The organism is Stenotrophomonas sp. SrG (genome assembly GCF_050031795.1).
GTDB classification, from domain to species: Bacteria; Pseudomonadota; Gammaproteobacteria; order Xanthomonadales; family Xanthomonadaceae; genus Stenotrophomonas; species Stenotrophomonas rhizophila_A.
On sequence record NZ_JBNBBE010000003.1, the window covers coordinates 1 to 19,681 of the forward strand.

The 19,681-nt window shown below is 66.5% G+C and carries 13 protein-coding genes, 1 pseudogene and 1 riboswitch; of the genes and pseudogenes, 6 read left to right on the forward strand and 8 right to left on the reverse strand.

The genetic code is table 11. The features are described from left to right. Both ACQG3P_RS03675 and ACQG3P_RS03680 read right to left on the reverse strand, forming a co-directional pair. A pseudogene (locus ACQG3P_RS03675) lies at window positions 1-348 on the reverse strand (helix-turn-helix domain-containing protein); the annotation flags it as partial. A 9-nt stretch (window positions 349-357) separates the two neighbouring features. Then, on the reverse strand, window positions 358-873 hold the full coding sequence (locus ACQG3P_RS03680) for a hypothetical protein (protein ID WP_426804242.1): 516 nt from the start codon (window positions 871-873) through the stop codon (window positions 358-360). Window positions 874-1,058: 185 nt separating this feature from the next. Between ACQG3P_RS03680 and ppa the strand changes: the two genes are divergently transcribed. Continuing rightward, window positions 1,059-1,595: an inorganic diphosphatase gene (gene ppa / locus ACQG3P_RS03685; protein WP_068853925.1), complete on the forward strand. Its 537-nt coding sequence runs from the start codon at window positions 1,059-1,061 to the stop codon at window positions 1,593-1,595. Between the two features lie 152 nt (window positions 1,596-1,747). Next, a complete protein-coding gene (locus ACQG3P_RS03690; protein ID WP_093533618.1) occupies window positions 1,748-2,869 on the forward strand; it encodes an HDOD domain-containing protein in 1,122 nt (373 codons plus the stop codon). A 179-nt stretch (window positions 2,870-3,048) separates the two neighbouring features. Here ACQG3P_RS03690 and ACQG3P_RS03695 read toward each other — a convergent pair whose 3' ends face one another. The 5 genes from ACQG3P_RS03695 to thiC all read right to left on the reverse strand — a co-directional run bounded on the left by ACQG3P_RS03695 (window position 3,049) and on the right by thiC (window position 12,072). Continuing rightward, window positions 3,049-5,892 (reverse strand): TonB-dependent receptor plug domain-containing protein, encoded by a 2,844-nt coding sequence (locus tag ACQG3P_RS03695; protein WP_426804243.1) that lies wholly within the window; start codon window positions 5,890-5,892, stop codon window positions 3,049-3,051. Between the two features lie 68 nt (window positions 5,893-5,960). Continuing rightward, entirely contained in the window at window positions 5,961-6,842 is an 882-nt protein-coding gene (locus ACQG3P_RS03700; RefSeq protein WP_068853928.1) for a helix-turn-helix transcriptional regulator, read from the reverse strand. 123 nt (window positions 6,843-6,965) lie between these two features. Further along, entirely contained in the window at window positions 6,966-9,272 is a 2,307-nt protein-coding gene (locus ACQG3P_RS03705; protein WP_426804244.1) for a winged helix-turn-helix domain-containing protein, read from the reverse strand. 293 nt (window positions 9,273-9,565) lie between these two features. Then, window positions 9,566-10,243: an ion channel gene (locus ACQG3P_RS03710; protein ID WP_068853930.1), complete on the reverse strand. Its 678-nt coding sequence runs from the start codon at window positions 10,241-10,243 to the stop codon at window positions 9,566-9,568. A 35-nt stretch (window positions 10,244-10,278) separates the two neighbouring features. Then, window positions 10,279-12,072 (reverse strand): phosphomethylpyrimidine synthase ThiC, encoded by a 1,794-nt coding sequence (gene thiC, locus ACQG3P_RS03715; RefSeq protein ID WP_426804245.1) that lies wholly within the window; start codon window positions 12,070-12,072, stop codon window positions 10,279-10,281. Between the two features lie 114 nt (window positions 12,073-12,186). After that, window positions 12,187-12,288, reverse strand: a riboswitch (TPP riboswitch). 68 nt (window positions 12,289-12,356) lie between these two features. On the opposite strand from thiC, the gene ACQG3P_RS03720 reads away from it, so the two are divergent. Next, window positions 12,357-13,928, forward strand: coding sequence for a BCCT family transporter (locus ACQG3P_RS03720; RefSeq protein ID WP_249833064.1), 1,572 nt, complete (start codon window positions 12,357-12,359; stop codon window positions 13,926-13,928). Between the two features lie 510 nt (window positions 13,929-14,438). Here ACQG3P_RS03720 and ggt read toward each other — a convergent pair. Continuing rightward, window positions 14,439-16,157, reverse strand: coding sequence for a gamma-glutamyltransferase (gene ggt / locus ACQG3P_RS03725; RefSeq protein ID WP_095362889.1), 1,719 nt, complete (start codon window positions 16,155-16,157; stop codon window positions 14,439-14,441). 494 nt (window positions 16,158-16,651) lie between these two features. On the opposite strand from ggt, the gene ilvC reads away from it, so the two are divergent. Genes ilvC through ACQG3P_RS03740 form a run of 3 tightly spaced genes read left to right on the forward strand, consistent with a single transcriptional unit; the run spans window position 16,652 to window position 19,645 of the window. Beyond that, window positions 16,652-17,626, forward strand: a complete 975-nt coding sequence (gene ilvC / locus ACQG3P_RS03730) for a ketol-acid reductoisomerase (protein ID WP_320458023.1) — start codon at window positions 16,652-16,654, stop codon at window positions 17,624-17,626. Window positions 17,627-17,664: 38 nt separating this feature from the next. Continuing rightward, window positions 17,665-19,401 carry an acetolactate synthase 2 catalytic subunit gene (ilvG, locus tag ACQG3P_RS03735; RefSeq protein WP_184125506.1) on the forward strand — a complete coding sequence of 579 codons (1,737 nt, stop codon included), beginning with the start codon at window positions 17,665-17,667 and terminating at the stop codon, window positions 19,399-19,401. Beyond that, window positions 19,385-19,645, forward strand: coding sequence for an ACT domain-containing protein (locus tag ACQG3P_RS03740; protein WP_068853936.1), 261 nt, complete (start codon window positions 19,385-19,387; stop codon window positions 19,643-19,645). The genes ilvG and ACQG3P_RS03740 overlap by 17 nt, the downstream gene beginning before the upstream one ends. Window positions 19,646-19,681 lie beyond the last annotated feature (36 nt).

The following is a 19,681-nucleotide window of genomic DNA, read 5'->3' on the forward strand; positions in this document are numbered from 1 at the left end:
TGCCAGGATCAACCAGGCCTGCAGCGCATTGTGCGGATCGGCGCGCTCCTCCAATGCGTGGGCGGCGGCCAGCAGCGGCGCGGGGGTACCGGCAAGATCCCGCAGCGCCAGCCCCACTTCCGCCTCCGCCACCACACAGCGCGCCCGGGCCAGCACCTCATCGGCGCCAAAGCCGCGGTGGGCCAGCCGCAGCAGTTCCCGGGCCCGCTGCAGCTCGCCCAGCTGGGCCATGGCCACACCGCGCAGCGCCAGTGCCGGCGGGTCGCTGCGCAGGGCCACGTGGCCCAGTGCGGTCAGTACGTCGCCAGCGGCAAGGGCGCGCGCGGCGGCGGCGAGCAGGGAGTCCATGCGCGCAGGCTAGCGCAGGCAGTCTCCCAGTGCCTCGAACACGGTTTTTCCCGTAGCGGGCAGCCGCTGGAACAAAGGCTGCGGTCCGTCCAGTGCCGCCAGCAATGCCGCTACGGTGGTGCCGCCGCCGGTCGGGAAGTGGCACAGCCAGGTGGGCTGCTGCCGCTCCAGGGTGCCGGTCGCCGGGTCCACCCGCAGCTCGCTTGCGGCGAAGGCCCAGCCGCAGACATTGACCCTGCCCGTGGCCCGTTCGACCGAGCAGCGCAGTTTCAGCGGCTGGTAATCGGTGTACTCGCCTTCGCAGAAGGTATCGGGGCAGACATCGTCGAAGCCGGCTTCAAGACGATGGCGCAGGTCGCGGAAGGCGGACCAGTTCGCCTGCGGCGTGGGGTAATCGACCAGATCGACGTGCAGGGGCGCAGCGGGCGGCGGACTGGCGGCGGCCGGGCCGGCAACGGCCAGCGCCAGCAGGATCAACGCGGCCAGGGCGTTGGAGGGGTGGCGGGAAGGCAGTGGAAGGGTCATGGGCGTACTCCGTGAAGGGACCTCCACCGTGCGCCTGCCCAGGTCCGGGCGGGATCAGCCGGGTGCGCTGGTGGCGGTCGGCGATCGCCACTGCGGCGGGTCGGATAGTCCCCACCCTGCACGTTGGCCGGCAAAGGCATAAAATGGGAGGTCTTATCGCGCCATCCCCCCTCTCGGAGCACACCATGGGTCTGGAACTCGTCTCGCCCGGCAAGAACCCGCCGGAAGAAATCAACGTCATCATCGAGATCCCGAAGGACTCGGAGCCGGTCAAGTACGAAGTGGACAAGGAAACCGGCGCGATCTTCGTCGACCGCATCCTCTCCACCCCGATGCGCTACCCCTGCAACTACGGCTACGTGCCGAGCACCCTGTGCGGCGACGGCGATCCGGCCGACGTGCTGGTCGTGCTGCCGCTGCCGCTGGTTCCGGGTTCGGTGGTGCGCTGCCGTCCGGTGGGCGTGCTGAAGATGAGCGACGAAGCCGGCGGCGACGAAAAGATCCTGGCGGTGCCGATCTCCAAGGTGTTCAGCGGCTACGCGCACGTGGAAGACATCGAGCAGGTGTCCAAGCACTGGCTGGAGCGCATCGGCCACTTCTTCGAGCACTACAAGGACCTGGAGAAGGGCAAGTGGGTCAAGCTGGATGGCTGGGGCGGCGCCGCCGAAGCCAAGCAGATTCTGGTTGAAGCGCACCAGCGCTACCTGTCCAGCAACAGCTGAGGCTGAATGACCCTGCTCCGGCGCTGGTCGCCGGAGCGATGGGCATCACGTTTTTACAATGCGGCGCATCACTGTTTGCGCCGGATTGGGTACATTGCGACTTCTACACCGTCCACGGTGGGGTTCACCGTGGTCACCCAGGGGATTGTGTCGTGCGTATTCTGCTAGTTGGGGACGAAGCCAGCCTGTCGGCTGAGCTGATGGATTTCATTGCCGATCTTGGGGAAGAGTGGCAGCCGTTGCGGGCACCCGATGGCCAGACGGCCATGAACATGGTGGCGTCCACGCCGGTGGATGCGGTGATCGCCTGCCCCGCCCTGCCCGATCTCAACGCGACCACGCTGCTGGGCCAGATCCGGACGCTGCGTCCGGAGACGATCCGCATCGCGCTGGTCGACGCGGCCCAGGGCAACCGCCCGCCGCCGGCACGCCTGATCGGCGTTGCCCACCGTTTCCTGCCGCTGCCGCTGGCACCGGAAGTGCTGCTTGAAGCGCTCACCAGCCTGGAAGAGCTGCGCGAACTGCTCGACAGCGCGCGCCTGCGCAGCGCCATCGGCCGCATCGAGAAGCTGCCCTCGCCGCCGCACCTGTACCTGAGCCTGACCCAGGCGCTGGAGCATGACGACGACACCGACACGGCCGATGTCTCCAAGCTGGTGTCGGCCGATCCGGCGATCGCGGCCAAGGTGCTGCAGCTGTCCAACTCCGCCTTCTTCAACAGCGGCCGCACCATTTCCGACCTGCGCACCGCCGTGACCCGGCTGGGCCTGTCGACCCTGCGCGACCTGGTGCTGGCCAGCGAGGTGTTCTCGGCTTCGCCGCTGTCCAGCGGTGAACGCAACGCGCTGCAGCAGCGCGCGCTGCTCGCTTCGCGGCTGGCCGCCAAGCTGCTGCCCGATTCCAGCGCTGAACTGGGCGCGACCGCCGCACTGCTGGCCGATATCGGCCTGCTGCTGCCCGGCGTGCGCAACGAGCGCAGTGAGCCGGCCGACGACGCCGACCCGCGCCCGGGCCACAGCGAAGCCGGTGCCTACCTGCTGGGGCTGTGGGGCCTGCCGATGCCGATCATCGAGGCGGTGGCCTTCCACCTGCAGCCGCAGCGCTCCAACACGCGCAGCTTCTGGGTGACCGGTGCGGTGCACGTGGCGCTGGCGCTGGTCAACGGCGACCCGGTGGACGAGGACTACCTGCAGCGCGCGGGCGTGCTGGCCAAGCTGCCGCAGTGGCGCGATCACGCCAATGGGTTGATGGGACTCGCTACGGCGGACGCATAAGGCGCAACGACCAACGGTCGTTGCCTACCGGCGATGGTTTGAGAAACGATGATGGCGTGCCTCGGCACGCCATTTTTTTTGCGCCATGCAAGCGGTGGATCACGACCGTGGGTCGTGATCAAGAAAAAGGGCGGCCCTTGCGGGCCGCCCTCTCTTTATTGCACCAGGGGTTCGATGGATCAGAACTTCTGGGTGTACTTCATGTACAGGAAGCGGCCGATATCGAAACCGCCGTAGTAGGCGAAGCTCGAGTTCTGCTGCGAGTACATCAGCGGACCCTTGTGGTCGAACACGTTGTTCGCGCCCAGGGCGATGGTGGCATCCCACGGTGCCTTCCAGCTGACCTGCAGGTCGTGGAAGGTGTTGGAGCCGGTCTTGCGCAGCGGAGCGGTTTCGCCGTAAGCGATGCGGTCCGGATCGGTGCAGCCGATCGCGATGCACGGCTCGTTGAGGCCCGAGTAGTAGCGCGCGGTGTAGTTCACACCGAAGCTGCCCAGCGACCAGTTGACGCCCAGGTTCGAGCGCACGCGGAACAGCGCATCCTGACCGACGCGGCCGATCATGATGTCGTCGCCAGCGGCGTTCTGTGCGGCTTCGTCGTACTTGGACAGGTAGCTGGTCTGCCAGTCAATGGCGAACTGACCGATGGCCAGCTCCGGCAGGCGGTACTTGATGCCCAGGTCGTAACCTTCGGTGTCCATCTTGCCGAGGTTGGCGGTGCCGTAGGTGATCGCGCTGATGTGGCCATCGGCCGCACGGGTCACGCTGCCGCAACGGCTGGAATCACCCAGCACGTAGCAATCACGCAGGATGCGATCGACGGAGTCGTCGATGATCATGTTGCTGATTTCGTAGCGGTACCAATCCAGCGAGACGTCCAGGCCCTGCACCCAACGCGGGCTCCAGACCAGACCGACGGTCTTGCTCTTGGAGGTTTCCGGGGCCAGGTTCGGGTTGGCACCCGAGATGAACTGGTCACCCGACTGGCACGGCGTGGTCGAGCACGGGACGTTGCCCTGGCCCAGCTGCACGTAGTCGGCCGGAGCGCCACCAGCAAGGCAGGCGGCATTGCCGGCCACGCTGCCCGACACGCCAACGGCGCACGGATCGGTGTAACGCTCGAAGCTCGAGCTCAGGCCACCGTACAGGTCGGCGATGGTCGGAGCGCGGAAGCCCTCGGCGTAGGTGCCGCGGACCAGCAGCTCGTCGATCGGACGCCAGGTCAGGCCGAACTTGCTGTTGGTGGTGCCGCCGAAGTTGCTGTAGTCCGAATAACGGCTCGCAAGGTTCAGGGTCAGTTCCTTGGCGAACGCCATGTCGGCCAGGATCGGCACGTTCAGTTCGAGGTAGACCTCGTTCAGATCGTACTCACCCTGGGTCGGCTTCTGGCCCAGGCCGGTGGACATGCCCGACTGTGCGAAGGCGTCCGGCACGTAGCTGCCTTCTTCCTTGCGGTGCTCCACGCCCACGGCGAAGCCGAGGTCGCCGGCCGGCAGGGTCACGATGGAACCCGACAGATTGGCGGTGAAGCTGGTGGTCTTGGTCACGCCACGGGTGGTGTAGGTCGGGAACAGGAAGTCCTGCAGCTCCGGATCCGCCAGCGAACCCTGGCCTGCAACGCCGTACGGCAGCAGCGGGTTCCACGGACGGCAGTCGCCCAGTGCGATCGGGTTGGCAGCGGTACCGCACTGTGCCACGCCCTGCGCGTTGATGAAGGACGCACCCAGGGCCTGCTCGGAAGCAATCAGGCTCATGTCGCCGCGCTGGGTCTTGATCGACTCGTTGCGGTTCCACAGCGCGCCGACGTCCCAATCGAAGGACTTGCCGGCCAGCTCGAAGTAACCGCTGATGGTCGGGGCGAAGCGCAGGGTCTTCAGCTGGCTGTCGGTGGTGCGCGGCACTTCCCACAGGCGGCGACGGAAGTCGACGTTCTGGCCAACCGGGTTGAAGGCGCTTTCAGCGGTCAGCGGGGTGCCGAACGAGGACGACTGGTACGGGTAGCCGGCGATCTGCTGGAACGTGTTGCGCTCGTTGTAGAGCACATCGGTGTTCAGGCTGATGGTGTCGGTGAAGTCGTAGGTGCCGTTGACGTACAGCGACTTGCGCTCGATACCGGTCAGCAGGCTCATCTGCTCGTTGGAGTTGGCGTACTCCTCGGCGGTCAGCGTGTGGTAGTCGTTCGGGTTGTTCGGGTTGCCACCCTGGTTCAGGGTCTGCCACACGGCGGTCTTGGAATCGGCGCAGTTGACCTGCAGCGGGTTGCACCAGCTGCCGTACTGGCTGATCGGGCTGCCATCGGCGGCCACCGAGTTCGGACCACGGCCGCCATCACGGCTGTACCAACGGTCCTTGGCCCACACCGGATCCTGCTTGGAGTATTCGGCCGACAGGGTCAGGCTGCCGCGTTCGCCGGTAGCACCCAGGGTCATCGAGTACTGCTGGTTCTCGCCGTCGCCCTGGTCGTACTGACCGAAGTAGACGTTGACTTCACCGCCGTCGAAGTTCTTGCGGGTGATCACGTTGACCACGCCGGCAATGGCGTCGGAACCGTAGATCGAGGAGGCGCCGTCCTTCAGGACTTCAATGCGCTCAACGGCCGACATCGGGATCTGGCTCAGATCCTGGTAGCCGCCGGTGGTGGCGCCGAGGCGCTTGCCGTTCATCAGCACCAGGGTGCGCTGGGCGCCCAGGTTGCGGATGTCGACGTAGTAACCGCCCACGTTCTCGCCCGAAGACAGGGAGTCCGAACGCGAGATGGCCGGCGAGCCGGCCGAGGTCAGGTTGTTCAGCACGTCTGCGACGTTCGAGAAGCCCTGCTTTTCCAGGGTTTCACGGGTCATCGTCAGGATCGGCTGCTGGGTCTCCATGTTGGCGCCGCGAATACGCGAGCCGGTGACCGAGATGCGATCCAGGTCAGTGGTGCCGGAGGCTGCTTCCTGTGCCGAAGCGAAGCTCGGCACGAGCGCCAGCGCAATGCCGGCCGGCAGAAGACCCAGCCGCACTGCGGGAGTACGAAAATTCATCAATCTCTCCAAGGTACGTTAGTAGCGTGTTAAACCGCCTCGGAAAGTTACGATTGCGTTACCGTTAATTATTTGCGCGATGCCACCGGACTCTTTGCCGACTTTGGCGAAAGCGATCCACCGGTCTGCCGGAAGCCCGATGCCGATTGGCCATAACGGGCGCGGAACGCACGCGCGAAGCTGCAGCAGTTGTCGAAGCCGCTGGCGGCGGCCACTTCGCCGATCATCATGTCGGTGTCGCGCAGCAGGTCTGCGGCGCGCTCCAGGCGCAGGCGCGCCGACAGCGACTGCGGGCTCTCTTCGTAAAGGCTCTGGAACGTCTTGGACAGGTACCAGCTGGAGAAGTTGGTCAACTCGGCCAGTTCGCCGATGCGCACCACCCGGTGGCTGTTGCCTTCCAGGTACAGGCGCGCGCGCTGCATGCGGCCGAACACCTGGCGCTTGCGGATGCGCGAGCGGCCCGGGCAGCGCTGCACGCCGGTGGCCATGCCACGCTGCATCGAGGCCAGGTGCAGCAGCACCGGGCGCAGGGCCTGCGCGGGCTGGCCGCTGGCCAGCGCATCGCGCCACAGGCGCAGCGCCACCCGCACTTCACTGCGGCTCATGCTGCCGCGGCCGGCGTACAGGCTGCAGTCGGCCAGTTCGCCCAGCGCGCGCAGGGCTTCCGGGGCCAGGCTCAGGCCGATGCACAGGCCATCGCGGCCGGCCTGGATCATCGGCTTGGATTCCTTCTCGAACGCGATCCACTCGCGCTGGCGCAGGCGGAAGCGGCCTTCCTTTGATTCGACCCACGCGCTGCCACGCAGCTGCATCCACACGGTGAAGGTGGTGCCAGCCGTCTGCAGGCTGCCCAGCCGGGCCACGCCCAGGCAGGTGGGCAGCGGACCGTCATCGACGATCTTGTCCAGGGAGAGCGATTGGCCGCGATCGGCGAGGGAAAGCTGACGCATGACGTACACCGGGGTTTGCCGTTACGGGGCAACCGTTTTGCCAAGTCAGGCGGTCTGCGTCAGGACGTTTCGACGAGATTGATGCGAATTCGTCACGACGCCGTTACGAAAGAAGTACGACGACTACTTTCCTTTCCAGAACAACAGGTTGGGCACCGACGAGAACACCGGGCGGGGCGGTTCGGGCAGCGTCATCACTCCGATGTCGGCGCCGTCGGCGACCGCCAGGGCCAGGTACAGCGCGCTGCCATCGGGCTGCGCGCTGAAGCCGTTGCCGGCGCTGAGCCGATCGGCGTCCAGGCAGTACTCCGCCCCCTGCGATGGGCTGTTGATCCGTGCGAACACGGTGGAGCAGTCGGCCCGGCTGGACAGGTAATCCAGGCTGCCATCGCGGGCCACCGCCCAGGTGCGATAGCGCCAACGCGACGGCCGGTCCTCGCTGACCTGCTGGATGCTGGCCGGATCCAGGCGCAGATCGGCCGACCACAGCCCGCCCGCGGCCAGCCGGGTGAACAGCACGCGCTGGTGGGCCGCATCCAGCCGCGCCTGGGACACCCCATCGACGTGGCCCAGCAGTTTCCAGGGCGTGGCGCGCCGATCGAACAGCGAAAGGCGCATGCGCTCGTCGTGATCGCGTTCCACGACCAGCACGTGGTCGTTGTCACCGGCGTACAAGGCCTGCAGGGGCTGCGCCACCGGCACCGGCAGCGCCACGATCTGTTCGTCGCGCGGCGACACCTCGTAGATCACCGGCCGCGCCTGGGCATCACGGCCCGATACGAGCAGACGGGTGCTGTCGGGCGACCAGTCGGCGGATTGCCGGGTTTCAGGACGCAGGCCTTCCACCGGCCGCAGCGATTCGGGGCGCGACAGGTCCGCCCACCACAGGCCGTAATTGCCGGAACGATCGGAGGTGAACACCAGCTGCCGGCCATCGGGCGCCAGCATCGGCTGGCCATCGCGGCCATTGGAGGGGAACAGGCGTTCGGGCGTGCCGGGACGGCCGTCCTTCACCGGCACGCGGAACAGGCCGAACTGCGCCTTGCGGTGCACGAAGGCCAGCATGTTATTGCTGCGCGACAACGCCGGCGACTGCGCGTCGTCCAGGCCCACATCGCGCAGCGTGCGCGTTTCAGTATCCAGTTCGTACAGGCGTGCTTCGCTGTCCACGCGGCGCCCGAACACGATGTGCCGGCTGTCGCCCCGCCAGGCCCAACCTCGGATCTCGGCCGAATCGTTGGTCAGCTGCTCGGGCACGCCGCCAGTGGCCGGCAGCCGCCAGAGGTCGCCGATCTGCGGGTTGCGCACGAACACGATCCAGCGGGCGTCCGGCGAGAAGCGCGGGGCGTAGTCGAAGCTGTCGTCGGCAACCTGGTAGTCCACCGGGGTCCAGGCACCGCTGGCGATGTCCAGCACGCGGATGCCGCGATGGGCATGGCGGCCGGACAGCGAGCCGAACACCAGGCCACGCCCGTTGGGCGTCCAGTCGAAGCTGAGCAGCTCGGTGCCGTCGCAGCGCGTGACGTGGCGGATCGCACCCCCGGTCGCACTGGCGATCAGTACTTCGCAGCTGCCCTCCGGCCCGAACCGCGCAAACGCGATATCGCGGCCGTTCGGCGACCAGTTCGGGAAGCGGTCGGAATGGCCCGCAGGCGTATCGGTCAGCAGGCGCGCGGGCGCGTTGCCGGAGGTCTGCACCTTGATCGCACTGCCGCCGCCAGTCGCGTCGTCGGCCTCGTAAGCCACCTGCGATCCATCCGGCGATACGGTCGGGTAGGTCTCGAAGCCGGCCGTGGCGGTAATCAAACGATATGGGCGCTGCGGGCTGCCGACCACGCGGCTGCCGTCTTCCAGCACGCCACTGCCTTCAGGCCCGCGCGGCGGGCGCTGCAGCAGCAGTGCGGCCATCACCAGCAGGGCGATGAACATGCCCAGGCCGATGGCCAGGAACACATAGCGCCGGTTGCGCCGCCAGCGGCTGCGTGGGCGCGGCGCCGGGGTTGCCGCGGCGAACACGGCGGCCAGCGCATCGCGTTCGTCTTCGTTGGGCGCGGCATCGACGTCCGGGCCGGGCTCGACCACGACCGACACAGGTTGCAGCAGCCGGTAACCCGTCTTGGCGATGGTTTCGATATAGGCGGTGCCGCCGTCGTCGTCGCGCGAGAACGCCTTGCGCAGCTGGGTGATGGCCTGGGTCAGCACATCGTTGGTGGGCAGCGTGTCCGGCCAGACCTCGGCGAACAGTTCCTCGCGGGTCACCACCGCACCGGGCACGCGCATGAGCACCTTGAGCACACCCAGCGCCTTGGGCGTGAGCCGGCGCGGACGACGCGCGCCCTCCACCACCACCTCACGCGACGACAGCGTGATGGTGCAATCGCCGATCCTCAGGCGGTCGGCAGCGGGTGTCTCACTATCCAGGCTGATCATTCCGGCGCTACGTAATACAACTGAACAACAGGAACGCAGCATTCATCGAATCAACCACAGATCGAACGAACCGCCAGATTCCGCACACGTCATCAGTGCAAAGGGCAAAGACACTGAAGCGCGCGAATACTAGCCTATGCCGGTTAACTGCGCCTGTGCGCGCAGAGGACATCAGGCCTCTCTCGCCGACGAATCCACATAAACTGCTTCAACATTCGCGCCGCTTGGCGCGAATTTTTTATCTGCGATTCAGCAACTTTTTAACGTTGATTCAGTAATTTTTTATCGACGATTCAGTTTCGGGCATTGCGGATCATGGTCAATCCGACCAGTCGCGACACCACCAACGCTACGTACATCACGCCTGCGAACTGTTCCAGCATCACCAGTGCGCGTGCTTGTGGATGCACTGGCACCACGTCGCTCAGGCCCACCCCGGACAACAAACTGAAGCTGAGATAAAGCAGCTCCATCCAGGTGCGCAGTTCGCTCTCGCTGGTGGCCACGAAGCTGCCCGGGAACCACTGCTGGCAGACGGCGAACGCGAAGGCGAACGCCCAGGCCAGCAGGGTGAAGGTGGCGCCCGCGGCGAACAGCTCGTCACGGGTCACCTTGTGGTCCTGCAGCATGTACGCGATCAGGCTGCCGGCCGTATAGAAATACAGCAGGCATTCCAGCAGTTGCGCGGTGGTGACCAGCGCCGGCCGCCCCAGCAGTGCCCCGGACAGGGAGAACACCACCGAGGGAATGGCCAGCAGCAACGCCACCCACATGCCCAGCGGGCTGCGCCGCACCACCCACAACGCCAGGCCAAGCACCGCGATGCCGAACGCGCCGAACAGCGCCCGCCCGGCCCCGGACTCGTCCATGGCCGGGTAAAGCAGCACGCCCAGCAGCTGCACCCCCAGCAACCAGGCCGAAGGGTGCCGACGGGCAATGGCCAGCCATCGGGTGGTGCGCGCTATGGCCATCGTGGTGTCCCTGCCCCTGTGTCGATGGCCGAAGCTTAACGGCTGTCGCGCCCGGGCGGCATGACGGCCGCCCCGGCCGCGTAGTCACGCACGTCCTGGGTGATTTTCATCGAACAGAAGTGCGGGCCGCACATCGAGCAGAAATGGGCCTCCTTGTGGGCGTCCTTGGGCAAGGTTTCGTCATGGAACCCGCGCGCCTTCTCCGGATCCAGGCCCAGGTGGAACTGGTCTTCCCAGCGGAACTCGAAGCGCGCCCTGCTCAGCGCGTTGTCGCGCACCTGCGCACCTGGGTGGCCCTTGGCCAGGTCGGCGGCGTGGGCCGCGATGCGGTAAGCCATGATGCCGTCGCGCACGTCCTGGCGGTTGGGCAGGCCCAGGTGCTCCTTGGGGGTGACGTAACAGAGCATCGCGGTGCCGTACCAGCCGATCATCGCCGCGCCGATTGCGCTGGTGATGTGGTCGTAGCCCGGCGCGATGTCGGTGGTGAGCGGCCCCAGCGTGTAGAACGGCGCCTCGCCGCACTCACGCAGCTGCTTGTCCATGTTCTCCTTGATCAACTGCATCGGCACATGGCCGGGGCCTTCGATCATGGTCTGCACATCGTGCTTCCAGGCAATCTTCGTCAGCTCGCCCAACGCTTCCAGTTCGCCGAACTGCGCGGCATCGTTGGCGTCGGCGATGCAACCGGGGCGCAGGCCATCCCCCAGCGAGAAGGTCACGTCGTAGGCCTTCATGATCTCGCAGATGTCCTCGAAATGCGTGTAGAGGAAGTTCTCGCGCTGATGGGCCAGGCACCACTTGGCCATGATCGAGCCGCCGCGCGAGACGATGCCGGTCACCCGGCGCGCGGTGAGCGGCACGTGGCGCAGCAGCACGCCGGCATGGATGGTGAAGTAATCCACGCCCTGCTCGGCCTGCTCGATGAGCGTATCGCGGAAGATTTCCCAGCTCAGGTCTTCGGCACGGCCATCGACCTTTTCCAGCGCCTGGTAGATCGGCACCGTGCCGATCGCCACCGGCGAGTTGCGCAGGATCCATTCGCGGGTTTCATGGATGTGCTTGCCGGTGGACAGGTCCATCACGGTGTCACCGCCCCAGCGGATCGCCCACACCAGTTTCTCCACTTCCTCGGCGATGCCCGAGGACACCGCGCTGTTGCCGATGTTGGCGTTGATCTTGGTCAGGAAGTTGCGGCCGATGATCATCGGCTCGCTCTCGGGGTGGTTGATGTTGTTGGGCAGCACCGCCCGCCCGCGCGCGATTTCCTCGCGCACGAACTCCGGGGTGATCGAGGCGGGGATGGAGGCACCAAATGACTGGCCGGGGTGCTGCATCAGCAGCGCCTCGTCGCGGATGGCCTCGAGGCGCTGGTTCTCGCGGATCGCCACGAACTCCATTTCCGGAGTGATGATGCCGCGACGGGCATAGTGCATCTGGGTGACGTTGGCGCCGGCCACCGCGCGTCGCGGTCGCAGCCGTGACGGGAAGCGCACCGCGTCCAGCCGCGCATCGATTTCGCGCGAACGCCCGAACGCCGAGCTGGGCCGGTCCAGCAGTTCGGTGTCGCCACGCTCGGCGACCCAGCCGGCACGCAGGGTCGGCAAGCCGGTGGACAGGTCGATGCGGGCCTCGGGGTCGGTGTAAGGGCCGGAGGTGTCGTACACAGTCAGCGGGGCGTTGCCGCCACTCAGCGCAATCTCGCGCATCGGCACCTGCAGGTCGCAGCGCGAGCCGGGCACGTGGATCTTGCGTGAGCCGGGAATGGGTCGGGTGACCGACTCGGACAGCTGCTGGGCCTGTTGCTGCAGGGCGGAAGGGTGTGCGTTCATCGGGCATCGTCCTGGGTTGTCGGTGCGAGGGTTCGCACGGCGAGGGACGAAGCGGCGGCGCACGGCCGGCGCATGGCGCGCGGATCCCAGGCGGGGGGCTGGGCGGCGCGGTGCATCGGCTGTTGCGAAGCTTCCCTACGCCGGTATCAACCGGATCAGGTTCGAAGGGACTGTCTCAACCGAGGCCACATGGCCGCGGTACCCCCGCTTCGGGGCGGATTAGACCACACCTGCACCGGAAGTGTGAACAGCCATGTCATGCCGCCTTGGCTAGACTGCCGCGCATGGTATTTCGACTCTCCATCGCCCTGGTGGTACTGCTGGTGCTGGCCGCTGGGGTGGCACCCGACCCGTTCAACGAAATCGTGCGCGGCGGACTGGTGCATATCGTCCGCAGTGCCGGCTGGCTGTACCTGCTGGTGGTGTTCATCACGCTCTCGTTCCTGCTCTATCTCGCTTTCGGGCGGCTGGGCTCGCTGCGGATCGGCGGTGAAGATGCCGAACCGGATTTCTCCAACGCCAGCTGGATGTCGATGCTGTTCGCCGCCGGCATGGGCATCGGCCTGGTGTTCTGGGGCGCGGCCGAACCGGTCTCGCACTTCGTCACCCCACCCGAAGGCCTGCCCCCGCAGAGCATGGAAGCGGCACGCGCCTCGATGCGCTATGCGTTCTTCCACTGGGGCCTGCACCCGTGGGCGATCTACGCACTGATCGGGCTGGCGATGGCCTGGTTCCAGTTCAACCGCAACGGACGTGGATTGATCAGCGACCTGCTGCAGCCACTGATCGGCGCGCACCACCGGGGGTGGATCGGCACCGTGGTGAATGTTGCGGCGGTGGTGGCCACCGCGATCGGCGTGGCCACCACGCTGGGCTTTGGCACCATCCAGATCGCCGCCGGGCTGGACCGCGTGTTCGGCCTGCACGCCGGCGCGCCGCTGCAGCTGACCATCATCGCCGTCGCCTTCGTGCTGTACATGGCCTCTACCGCCAGCGGCGTGCACCGCGGCATCAAGTGGCTCTCCAACCTCAACCTCGGCCTGGCCGCGTTACTGCTGGCGCTGGTCCTGGTGCTGGGCCCCACTGCCTTCATCTTCGATACCTTCACCACCACCATCGGCGCCTACCTCAACCAGCTGGTGACCATGAGCCTGCGCATGTCGCCATTCTCGGGCAGCACCTGGGTGGCCGACTGGACGATCTTCTACTGGGCGTGGTGGATTGCCTGGGCACCGTTCGTGGGCTCGTTCATCGCCCGCGTCTCGCGCGGGCGCAGCATCCGCGAATTCGTGCTCGGCGTGGTGATCGCACCCAGCGTGCTGGGCTTCCTGTGGTTCTCGGTGTTCGGCGGCACCGCGCTGTGGTCGCAGATCTTCGGCCATGTGGACCTGGTGCAGGCACTGGGCACCGGCTACGAAACCGTGCTGTTCACCATGTTCGACAGCCTGCCGATGCCCACCGTGCTCTCGGTGATCGCACTGGTGCTGCTGATCATCTTCTTCGTCACCTCGGCAGACTCGGCGGTGCTGGTACTGGCCAGCATGTCCACCGACGAAGCCGGCGACCCGCCGCTGTCGCGGAAGATCACCTGGGGCGTGGCGATTGCCCTGATCGCCGCCGTGCTGTTGCTGGCCGGCGGCCTGGACGCGCTGCAGGGCATGATCACCATCGCCGCCCTGCCCTTCGCACTGCTGATGCTGGCCGTCATGTGGTCGCTGTACCGCGTCCTCGACATGGAATACGCCCTGCAGCGCCGACGCGCGTTGCGCGCGCGGCGGATGATGGATGCCTGGATCGAGCGAGAGATCGCCGCGCAGGAAGAGACGCGTGATGAGGCGTCGCGGGCGGATACGTAAGAGGTAAGAGCAGCGTTTCAGTTCATCCGTGCAGGGCGGCCGTCGGCCAGCCACGCTCCGGGACACGCCGTAAACCCATCCATGGGGGCTTGGCAAAAACATCCATGTTTTTGACAGTCCCTCCGGTGGCTACCCGCCGGCCGCCCCCGACAGATGGTCGCATGCGGATGCAAAAGGTAGCCACGCAGGGCGTGGCTCTACGCGGTGCGGTGCGCTGGTGGGTTCGGTTCCCGAACGAACGCACGGAACGCACCACCGTCCGGTAACGCACGGAAATGATCGGCACTGCCGTTGATCTTCCATGGCCACCAACACACCGTCGAGGGTCGGCGGGGGCGGGGGTACGGGGGCTTTGCGAAACATGGATGTTTCGCAAGAGCCCCCATGGATGGGTTCACGGCACCCCCCGTACCCCCGCACCCGCCGGCCCAGCTCAGGGCATGCGAGAACCAAAGGCTGTTCGCAAAGATGCATGAAGCAGCCACGCACCGCGTGGCTACACCGCACTGCTCAGTATCCGGCTGCCTGCCCATCCTTGCGGCTTTCCGAAGCACCGTAATACACCCCGGTTTCCGGGTCGCGCATGATCGCCTGGTACCCGCCGTACGGACCGTCAGCGAACGTCACGCGGTGCCCCTTGCGCATCAACGCGCGCACCGTTTCATACGGATAGCCGGTTTCCAGGTTCACCTCGCCGCCGTCGCTCATCGCCGTGGCCTGCCCGGTCGGTTCGGTCGAGCCTTCATGCTGGATGCGCGGCGCATCACCGGCTTCCTGCAGGTTCATGCCGAAATCCACCAGGTTCATCACGATCTGCGCGTGCCCCTGCGGCTGCATCGCACCGCCCATCACGCCAAAGCTCATCCACGGCTTGCCATCCTTGGTCACGAAGCCCGGAATGATGGTCTGGAACGGACGCTTGCCCGGCGCATAGCCATTGGGGTGGTCCTTGCGCAGCACGAACATCTCGCCGCGATCCTGCAGGATGAAACCCAGCCCCGGCGGCGCCATGCCGCTGCCCATGCCGCGGTAGTTGGACTGGATCAGCGATACCATCATCCCGTCCGCATCGGCCACCGTCATGTAGATCGTGTCGCCCTCTTCCAGCTGCTTCGGCGTGCCCGGCTGCACCTCGCGAAGCGCCTTGTCCATTGAAATCAGCTTGCGCCGCTCAGCCGCATATTCCTTCGACACCAGCTTGGCCACCGGCGCCGGCTGGAACGCCGGATCGGTGTAGAAGCGCGCGCGGTCCGCGAAGGCCAGCTTCTTGGCTTCCACGAACAGGTGCACATGCTCCGGCGAGCCGAACGGAATCTTCGAGAAGTCGTACCCCTCCAGCACGTTCAGGATCTGCAGCGCCGCGATACCCTGGCTGTTCGGCGGCAGCTCCCACACGTCATACCCCCGGTAGTTGCTGCTCACCGGCTCCACCCACTCGCCGTGGTGGCTGGCCATGTCGTCGTAGCTCAGGTAACCGCCATTGGCCTTGAAGTAGGTGCCGATCGTGCGCGCGATGTCGCCCTTGTAGAACGCATCGCGGCCGCCCTGCGCGATCTGCTCCAGCGTGTTGGCCAGGTTCGGGTTCTTCCACAGCTCACCCTTGCGCGGCGCATGCCCGTTGATCGTGAACTGCTCCTTGAAGCCTGGGTACTGCGACAGCTTCGGCACCGACCGGTCCCAGTAGTAGGCGATCACCTCCGCCACCGGGTGGCCCTCGCGCGCGTAGCGGATCGCCGGCGCCAGGTTGTCGGCCATCGGCTTGCGGCCGAAGCGGTCATGCAGCGCGAACCAGCCATCCACCGCGCCCGGCACCGACACCGGCAGTGGACCCGTGGCCGGGATGTCCTTCAGCCCCCGGCGCTGGAACTCGGCCAGGGTCAGCGACTTCGGCGAACGGCCCGAGCCGTTGTAGCCGTACAGCTTCTGCGTTTTCGGATCCCACACGATCGCGAACAGGTCCCCGCCCACCCCGTTTCCGGTGGGCTCCATCAGCCCCAGCGCGGCATTGGCGGCGATCGCCGCATCCACCGCCGAGCCACCGCCCTTCATCACATCCAGCGCGATCTGCGTGGCCAGCGGCTGCGAGGTGGCCGCCATCGCGTGCGGGGCGATCACTTCCGAGCGGGTGGCGAAGCCATGCCCGGTGACCCGGTCGGCGGCAGAAGACAGCATCGGCAGGGCGCACAGCAGCGCGGCAGCCAGGGCGGCACGGACAAGGGGTCGGGTCACGGAGGAGTTTCCTGGAGGGGTGGAAAGCGTTCGATGGTGGCGGTTGAGGCGTGCTGCGCACATCCGACAATGGTCATGCACGGGGCCATCCACGACAGCCTGATCCGCGCAGAAACCGGGCTTCAAAACTTGAATTGACGTTCACCGGAACGCTTTCACGCGCAACCATCCTTATGCGGCGGGGCTTTGCGCTGGATACAGCGGAAACCGTTGGAAATTGTCCAAACACGGTTGACAGCGGCAAAACCGCTGTGGTTTTCTCGATCACATGTTGCAGCGCCACACGCCCATTCGCGAATCCATCGAGCACGCCGGTCCCGGCGCGGCCTCCATCCGTTCGCTTCTTGTCCTCGTACTTATTACCCAACCAACAGGTGCGGGACGGACCGGCGTGTAAGTAGAACTGCCAGGTATCCATCAAAACCCGCACCCACCCTGGTGCGGGTTTTTTCGTTTCAGAACCCTCCGATTTTTTCCTCCAAAGGACCTCCCCCATGAGCACCAACGACCTGCCCCAGATCAAGATCGCTGTTGTCGGCTACGGCAGCCAGGGCCGCGCCCACGCATTGAACCTGCGTGAATCCGGTTTCGACGTGGTCATCGGCCTGCGTCCGGGCGGCCCGACCGAGGTCAAGGCACAGGCCGACGGTTTCACCGTCAAGGCACCGGCCGAGGCGGTCAAGGATGCGGACCTGGTCGCCGTGCTGACCCCGGACATGGTGCAGAAGAAACTCTACGAAGACGTGCTGGCGCCGAACATGAAACAGGGCGCGGTGCTGCTGTTCGCCCACGGCCTGAACGTGCACTTCAACATGATCGCCCCGCGCGAAGACCTGGACGTGGTGCTGGTTGCGCCCAAGGGCCCGGGCGCGCTGGTCCGCCGCGAATACGAAATCGGCCGCGGCGTGCCGTGCATCTGGGCGGTCTACCAGGACCGCAGCGGCAAGGCCGCCGAGTACGCCCTGGCCTATGCCGCCGGCCTGGGCGGCGCACGCGCCAACCTGATCCAGACCACCTTCAAGGAAGAAACCGAAACCGACCTGTTCGGTGAACAGGCCGTGTTGTGTGGCGGCGCCTCGGCACTGGTCCAGGCCGGGTTCGAAACGCTGGTGGAAGCCGGCTACCAGCCGGAAATCGCCTATTACGAAGTCCTGCACGAACTGAAGCTCATCGTGGACCTGTTCTACGAAGGCGGCATCACCCGCATGCTGGAATTCATCTCCGAAACCGCGCAGTACGGCGATTACGTGAGCGGCCCGCGGGTGATCGACGCCGGCACCAAGGAGCGCATGAAGGCGGTGCTGGCCGACATCCAGGACGGCACGTTCACCAAGAACTGGGTGGCCGAATACGAAGCGGGCCTGCCGAACTACAACAAGTTCAAGCAGGCCGACCTGGAACACCCGATCGAGAAGGTAGGCAAGGAACTGCGCGCCAAGATGGTCTGGTTGCAAAGTCAAGCCGCGTAACCGCGCGGCTCCCCCACCGCTTTCGCAAAGGTCACCGCATGAACACCTCCGCACACAGCACCGCGCCCCGCAACGGCGCACGCTGGTTGACGCAGGCCCTGGAAGCCGAGGGCGTCGATACGCTGTTCGGCTATCCGGGCGGCACCATCATGCCCTTCTACGACGCCCTGGTGGATTCAGGGCTGAAGCACATCCTGGTGCGCCACGAACAGGGCGCGGCCCTGGCGGCCAACGGCTATGCCCGCGCCAGCGGCCGCGTTGGCGTCTGCGTGGCCACCTCCGGCCCGGGCGCTTCCAACCTGGTCACCGGCATCGCCGATGCGATGCTGGATTCGGTGCCGATGGTCTGCATCACCGGCCAGGTCGCCACCCCGCTGCTGGGCACCGACGCGTTCCAGGAACTGGACGTGTTCGGGCTGACCCTGCCGATCGTCAAGCACAGCTGGCTGGTGCGTTCGGTCGACGACCTGCCGCGGATCGTCCGTGAGGCGTTCCGCATTGCGCGCGAAGGCCGCCCCGGCCCGGTGCTGATCGACCTGCCCAAGGATGTGCAGATCGCCGACGCCAGCCACCTGCCGGCGCACGTGCCGGAAACGGTCAACCCGCCGGTGGCCCCGGCCGACGCCGCGCTGGCCGATGCCATCGCCGCGATCCAGGCCGCCGAAAAGCCGGTGATCTACGCCGGCGGCGGTGTCGCACTGGGCGATGCGGTGGAGGACTTCCGTGCCTTCGTCGATGCCACCGCCATTCCCACCGTGCTGACCCTGCGCGGTCTGGGTGGGCTGCCGGCGCAGCACCCGCATTACCTGGGCATGCTGGGCATGCACGGCACCCGCGCAGCCAACATGGCCGTGCAGGAGAGCGACCTGCTGGTGGTGGTCGGTGCACGCTTCGACGACCGCGCTACCGGCAAGTTGAACGAGTTCGCCCCGTTCGCCCGCGTCATCCATATCGATGCCGACGCGTATGAGATTTCCAAGCTGCGTACCGCCGATGTGGCGGTGCCGGGCAATGTCGGCACCGCGCTGCGCGCACTGACGGCGGCCCTGCCGCGCGCCGCCGCATCGCAGGAGGCATGGCGCAAGCGCTGCGCCGGGCACCGCGAGCGCTTCGCCGCGCGCTACGACGCGCCGGGCGCGCACATCTATGCCCCGGCGCTGCTGAAGCGCCTGAGCGAAGTGGCGCCGGCCGACGCGATCATTGCCTGCGATGTCGGCCAGCACCAGATGTGGGTGGCGCAGCATTGTCGGTTCAACCACCCGCGCAACCACCTGACCAGCGGTGCGCTGGGGACCATGGGCTTCGGCCTGCCGGCGGCGATGGGCGCGCAGTTCGCCTGCCCCGACCGCACCGTGGTGCTGGTCTCCGGCGACGGCAGCTTCATGATGAACGTGCAGGAGCTGGCCACCATCGCCCGCTGCCGCCTGCCGGTGAAGATCGTGCTGCTGGACAACAGCTCGCTGGGCATGGTCCGCCAGTGGCAGGAGCTGTTCTTCGCCGAGCGCTACAGCGAGATCGACCTGTCCGACAACCCGGACTTCGCCGCGCTGGCCAAGGTGTTCGGCATTCCGGCCACCCGCATCGAGAACCGCGACGACGTCGAAGGCGGCCTGGCCGCGCTGCTGGCCGAACCCGGCCCGGCGCTGCTGCATGTGGCCATCGATGCGCGCGCCAACGTATGGCCGCTGGTGCCGCCCAACAACGCCAACAGCACGATGCTGGAAAGCAACCCCGCCCATCAGCCCCAGGAGTTCCCCCATGCAATACCGGCTTGACCTGGTGCTGGTTCCCGCCGAAGGCGCGCTGCTGCGCGTTATCGGCATGGCCGAACGCCGTGGCTTTGCGCCGCGCGCGATCGTGGGTGCGCCCAATGCGGCCGACGATGGTCGCTGGCACCTGCAGCTGGTGGTGGACAGCACCCGTCCGCCGGAGACGCTGTGCCGCCAGATCGAGAAGATCTATGACTGCGTTTCGGTGCGGATCAGCGCGCTGGAGCCGGGGACTGGAGTAACCGTATGAACGCCCGCGCCGTGATTCCGGTGCCGGTACGGAGGG

Bases quoted from the DNA above. Each gene is read 5' to 3' on its own strand.
- ACQG3P_RS03710 (WP_068853930.1), bottom strand. From the start codon at position 10,243: ATGGCCATAGCGCGCACCACCCGATGGCTGGCCATTGCCCGTCGGCAC.
- ilvG (WP_184125506.1), top strand. From the start codon at position 17,665: ATGAACACCTCCGCACACAGCACCGCGCCCCGCAACGGCGCACGCTGG.
- ACQG3P_RS03680 (WP_426804242.1), bottom strand. From the start codon at position 873: ATGACCCTTCCACTGCCTTCCCGCCACCCCTCCAACGCCCTGGCCGCG.
- ACQG3P_RS03740 (WP_068853936.1), top strand. From the start codon at position 19,385: ATGCAATACCGGCTTGACCTGGTGCTGGTTCCCGCCGAAGGCGCGCTG.
- thiC (WP_426804245.1), bottom strand. From the start codon at position 12,072: ATGAACGCACACCCTTCCGCCCTGCAGCAACAGGCCCAGCAGCTGTCC.
- ACQG3P_RS03700 (WP_068853928.1), bottom strand. From the start codon at position 6,842: ATGCGTCAGCTTTCCCTCGCCGATCGCGGCCAATCGCTCTCCCTGGAC.
- ACQG3P_RS03705 (WP_426804244.1), bottom strand. From the start codon at position 9,272: ATGATCAGCCTGGATAGTGAGACACCCGCTGCCGACCGCCTGAGGATC.
- ppa (WP_068853925.1), top strand. From the start codon at position 1,059: ATGGGTCTGGAACTCGTCTCGCCCGGCAAGAACCCGCCGGAAGAAATC.
- ACQG3P_RS03720 (WP_249833064.1), top strand. From the start codon at position 12,357: ATGGTATTTCGACTCTCCATCGCCCTGGTGGTACTGCTGGTGCTGGCC.
- ilvC (WP_320458023.1), top strand. From the start codon at position 16,652: ATGAGCACCAACGACCTGCCCCAGATCAAGATCGCTGTTGTCGGCTAC.
- ACQG3P_RS03695 (WP_426804243.1), bottom strand. From the start codon at position 5,892: ATGAATTTTCGTACTCCCGCAGTGCGGCTGGGTCTTCTGCCGGCCGGC.